This is a genomic window from Agathobaculum sp. TL06 (assembly GCF_054658635.1).
Window position 1 is genome coordinate 1 of the sequence record NZ_BAAGGY010000049.1, and the last position, 4,769, is coordinate 4,769.

5 protein-coding genes are annotated in these 4,769 nt (G+C 56.5%); 2 read left to right on the forward strand and 3 right to left on the reverse strand.

Annotated features, from left to right (window positions below):
- The 3 genes from ACYQ3S_RS15430 to ACYQ3S_RS15440 all read right to left on the reverse strand — a co-directional run.
- The coding region (locus tag ACYQ3S_RS15430; protein WP_459690239.1) for a relaxase/mobilization nuclease domain-containing protein at nucleotides 1-991 on the reverse strand (991 nt) is incomplete at its 3' end.
- Nucleotides 991-1,338, reverse strand: coding sequence for a plasmid mobilization protein (locus tag ACYQ3S_RS15435; RefSeq protein WP_459690241.1), 348 nt, complete (start codon nucleotides 1,336-1,338; stop codon nucleotides 991-993). The genes ACYQ3S_RS15435 and ACYQ3S_RS15430, both read right to left, overlap by 1 nt.
- Nucleotides 1,339-1,598: 260 nt before the next feature.
- Nucleotides 1,599-2,537, reverse strand: coding sequence for a hypothetical protein (locus tag ACYQ3S_RS15440; RefSeq protein ID WP_459690243.1), 939 nt, complete (start codon nucleotides 2,535-2,537; stop codon nucleotides 1,599-1,601).
- 270 nt (nucleotides 2,538-2,807) lie between these two features.
- Between ACYQ3S_RS15440 and ACYQ3S_RS15445 the strand changes: the two genes are divergently transcribed.
- Both ACYQ3S_RS15445 and ACYQ3S_RS15450 read left to right on the forward strand, forming a co-directional pair.
- Nucleotides 2,808-2,981, forward strand: a complete 174-nt coding sequence (locus tag ACYQ3S_RS15445) for a hypothetical protein (protein WP_459690244.1) — start codon at nucleotides 2,808-2,810, stop codon at nucleotides 2,979-2,981.
- Between the two features lie 77 nt (nucleotides 2,982-3,058).
- Nucleotides 3,059-4,696: a recombinase family protein gene (locus tag ACYQ3S_RS15450; RefSeq protein WP_459690246.1), complete on the forward strand. Its 1,638-nt coding sequence runs from the start codon at nucleotides 3,059-3,061 to the stop codon at nucleotides 4,694-4,696.
- The last annotated feature ends 73 nt before the right edge of the window (nucleotides 4,697-4,769 follow it).

Below are 4,769 nucleotides of genomic sequence, written 5' to 3' on the forward strand. Positions count from 1 at the left end.
CCTGCAGGTCCTCTGCCGTGGCAGTGCCATGCTCCCGCAGGAAGGCGAATTGCGCTTTGTACTGCTCGAACTTCATCAGTTCTTTCCGCAGGTGGGGTGTCATCTTCGACGGGTACTGCCGCTGCTCCACCTTGCCCAGCAGATAGAGGTAATGTACATACAGCGCCAGAAAGCCGGTGTATTTGGGATGCCTGCGGTATGGCTTGTACTGCGGCCTGTAGAGGATAGCCGGTCTCGTCCCCGCCGTGATCGCATCCAGGTTCCCCGCAATGGCGGCGCGGATGCCATCCTCGGTGAATAGCGGATCCCTCCGGCCGGGTACCATGAACCGCTCCTGTCCCCGCAGGCGGAAGGCAAGACGGTTCCCGTGTTTGATCTCGTAGCCCTTGTGCTCCATGATGAGAAAGAAATGGCCGATGTCGTTGGCGTCCTCGATGGCCTCCCGCATGTCGGCCTCCAGCATGGAGCGGAAGGTAGGCTGGCCCTTGCTCTGCCGCAGCCATTCGATATAACTAACCGCCTTTTCCGCCTTGCCCTCCATGATGACGGACAGGCCGTGTTCCCAGCATAACCGGTCTGAAATTTTTCGTATCTGTTGATAGTAGTCCCTCGTGCTGATGTGGTATTTCTCCCCAGTGAAGTAGTTGACCGAGTTGAACAGGATGTGCGACTGGATGTGCTCTTTGTCCACATGGGTACCAATGACCACCTGATACTCACCCAGATAGGTCTCCGCAAATGCTTTGGCAATTTCGAATGCCAGTTCCGGCGTGACCTCGCCGGGGCGGAAGGACTGGATGATATGATAGCACTGCCTGCCGCCGCTTTTTCCAACCTCCTGCTTTGTCGCCATCATCTGCTCATACTCCAGGCCTGGGTCGCAGTTCAGGTGGGCGGTGAGGATCTGCCCGTCCGTCTTGTCCCCGTTGAGGACATACTGGATGGCCTGTTTCAGGCCGGTGCTCCTCGGCAGGATCTTCGTGACCGCCATTACAGCCCCTCCAGTCGGTGAATCTGATCGTACACCTGCTCCAGCAGGTACAGCCCGCGCCTGGCGTCCTCCGGTCTGGCGACGCCTGCGTTCACGCTGCGGGCGATCTGGTTGATATTCACGCCGATGCGGTGTACCTCTGTCCGCAGTGCTTTGATCTCTTGCGAGGGCCGTGCCTTGACCGGCTGGCCCTCGATAAGCCGGGTGAGAAATGCCCGTTTGGTCAGGCCGCAGGACTTGGCCTGGCTGCACAGCAGCCGGTACTGTTCCGGTGTCAATTCAATATGCAGGTGATGTTTCTGTTCTTCTTTCGTGATAACTTGCTCCTTTCCGCCCGCAGGCGGCATCGGGGACAGGGGAATACCCCCTGCAGGCAGGCGGGATGTACATTCCCGCGATGCTTGCCGTCGCCGCCGCCGGAGGCGGCGTTCCCCCGCTGCCGCGGGGCTTTTCTTTTCAAGCGGTCAAGGATCTTCATCTACTTTTCCTGTTAAAAACGATATTTCCCATCTCGCTTTGTCAAGGACGTGTTATTAGACGTCCTTGCGGTGGTGAAATGAGATTTGGACGTGTCATGGGACGTCCAAACTGCGAATATATACGGCTGTCATTGCGCCCCCTCTTTCACCAGCGGCGCGCTCCGCTCCGGCAGGATGCGCTCCATGAGGTCAGCAATTACGGCAAACACTTCCGATAACTCACGGGACTCCTTGACGGTGTCTTCCATTTCCTCCCTCGTCATACGGGTGCATTCCGCCCAGATGCGCACGTTTTCCTCTGTCGGTTCCAGCAGCACCGCCTTTTCAAACGCCCTGCAGAACACGCCGGCGATCCTGCTCTGGCGGTCGATCTCCGCGTCCTTTTCCTGGAGTTCCTTCTTCGCCTTTTCCAGCTTCACTGCGATGAACGCCGCCTGTTCCCGTTCTTCCTCCGGGAGGTCCATCACCTGGCGGGTGATGTTGTAGCCCTGGTTGACAGACAGTTCTTTCTTGTCCAGCGCCTCCTTTACGGCGGCGGGGGCGTGTCCGTCGATCTGCATGACCTTGCCCATCGTGCGTTCTCCAAGTCCCACGGAGGCGGCCAGTTCCTTGCGGGTATTGACAGGAGGGATCGGGTTTGGCAATGTTGCCGAACCTTCCTCGCTGGGTCTGAATGCCTGCCCGCCCGCGGACATATTCGCCTTTGCCCTTGCCTCGATCTCCGGCTTGAGTCTCAGGGCGATCTTGCCCAGCTCCCACTTGTCCAGGTTGCGCCGGCCCTTCTGGGTATCTAGCGCCCACTGCTTGGCCTCCAGCAGATCGTCGAAGGCGAACACCGCCATCTGGTACAGCAGGCCGTGCTGTTCGCAGATCCTCTTGCGGTTGTGGCCGTCTATGACCACCAGATCTTCATTGACGATGACCGGCGCATAACAGCCGTTTTGCAGGATGTCCCGTTCCAGCGCGTTGAACTGCTCCTCCGTCAACAGCGGCAGCAGCCCCTCCAGCTCCGACAGGACAGCGGGCGTCCGTTCCGTGCTGCTGTAGGTGATCCCGGTGTTTTTCATCGGTTCCTCTCCTTCATGTTAGATTTGGGAAACAAAATCTCCCTCTACTACCCTCCCGAAAAATCCGCTTCATGAATACCCTTGCGCCGCAAATCTTTCTATTTCCTTGCGAAAAGAACACAGGATGTCCCCGCCTGGGGACACCCTGTGTTCTTTTTTCTTGGTTTGGGTATTCACTTGGGCATTTTTTTCGGGAGGGATATGGAGAGGTATTTCGTTTCATGGGCGTAACAGGCTGGACTCCTCTTACTTTGAACCAGGAGGGACGTCATGCCCAAAGACAAGTTCATACAAAAATCTATCCGTGTGGAGCGCGACCAGTTGAGTCACGGCCGGCTGATCCATGTGGTTTCGGTCTTTCCCGAAGATGGGAAATGCACGCCGGAGGATAAACTGAAAACGCTCATCGACATGGAACTGAAAAAAGAGAAACAGTGCGCCTGAAAGGGTGGACTTTCTGCCCATTCAGAGTTAACATGACACAAGCTCTGAACGGTTTGACGGAGAATAAGGAGGCTTGCATGAAACAGTCAAACCAAGTGAGGATCACTGCCCTGTACTGCCGCTTAAGTCAGGATGACGGGCTGGACGGGGAATCCAACAGTATCCAAAACCAAAAGAGAATATTGGAACAGTACGCTATCGACCATCACTTTCCTGACCCGCAGTTCTATGTGGATGACGGGTACTCTGGGGCCAGTTTCAACCGGCCGGATTTCCAGCGCATGATGGCTGACATGGAGGACGGGAAGATCGGGATCATCATCACCAAAGATCTCAGCCGTCTGGGCCGCAACCAACTGCACACCGGGCTTTACATCGAGGAACGGTTCCCGCAGTTTGGGGTGCGTTATATCGCCATCAATGACAACGTGGACACGGAGAATGCCGAGAGCAACGACCTGATGCCCTTTAAGAACCTGTTCAACGAGTGGTTCGTGCGGGACACCAGCCGGAAGATCCGGGCGGTGCAGCGGGCAAAGGCCCAGCGTGGGGAGCGGCTTGGGACACGGGCGCCTTACGGCTATAAAAAGGATGAGGAGGCCAAAGGCAGACTCATCGTGGACGAGGAGGCCGCCGCCGTGGTGCGCCGCATCTTCGCCCTTTGTGCCGCTGGGAACGGCCCCAGTCAGATCGCCCGCATCCTGAAAGGTGAACAGGTGCTTTGTCCGGCTATGTACGCCTACCAGCGGTTTGGCACTACCCACATGGGGCTGGATCTGGACAAGCCATATAACTGGAACAGTGATACGGTGGCGGATATGCTGGAGAATGAACTCTACATCGGCAACACGGTCAACATGAAGTACAGCACAAAGTCCTACAAAGACAAGCGCAAGGTGGAGCATCCCCGCGAGGAGTGTATGGTGGTCGAGGGCAGTCATGAGGCCATCATCGACAGGGAGACCTGGGACATCGTCCAGAGGGTGCGGCAGCACAAACGCAGGCGCACCAACATGGGTGAGCAGAACAAATACTCCGGTATGGTAGTTTGTGCTGACTGCGGGGCAACGATGGTCCTCCACTGGGCGCACACGATGAAACCGACGCAAAACAATTTCACCTGCCGCACCTATAAGAAAGAGGGGGGCGAGGTCTGCACGGCCCACTACATACGGGAATGTGTTCTGGACGAGATCGTGCTGGAGGACATCCGGCGCGTGACGGCGCTGGCACGGGGGCAGACACAGGCGTTTGCCGCTTACATCTGCGACCGCCAGTCTGCAGAGCTCCGGCGGGAGATCCGCAGGCAGGAATTGGAACTATCCAACATGCAAAAGCGGAGCGCGGAACTGGAAGCCATCTTCAAGCGGCTGTATGAGGATTCCGTGCTTGGACGCATCACGGTGGAACAGTTCCAATCGCTGTCTGCCAGTTATGTTGCGGAACAGGAACAGTTAAAGACCGCTATCCCCCAAAAAGAACGGACGGTTGAGAAACTAAAAGCAACGGTTTCTGGTACGGACAGTTTCATTGCCAAGGCGAAACGCTATACTGATATCTTGGAACTGACGCCGGAACTGCTGCGGCTGTTCATTGAGAAGATCGTGGTGCATGAGAAGGACGTGAAGTGGTCCAAGCATGTCAGGCAAACCGTGGAGATCCACTACACCGATATTGGTGTGGTTGGTTCCCTAAATGCCGCAAAAAGCGCATAAGAGAGGCAGGTATTGCTGCCGCAATACCTGCCTTCCCTTAATTTTTGAAGATACCCTTGTGAGGCCGCGCCTA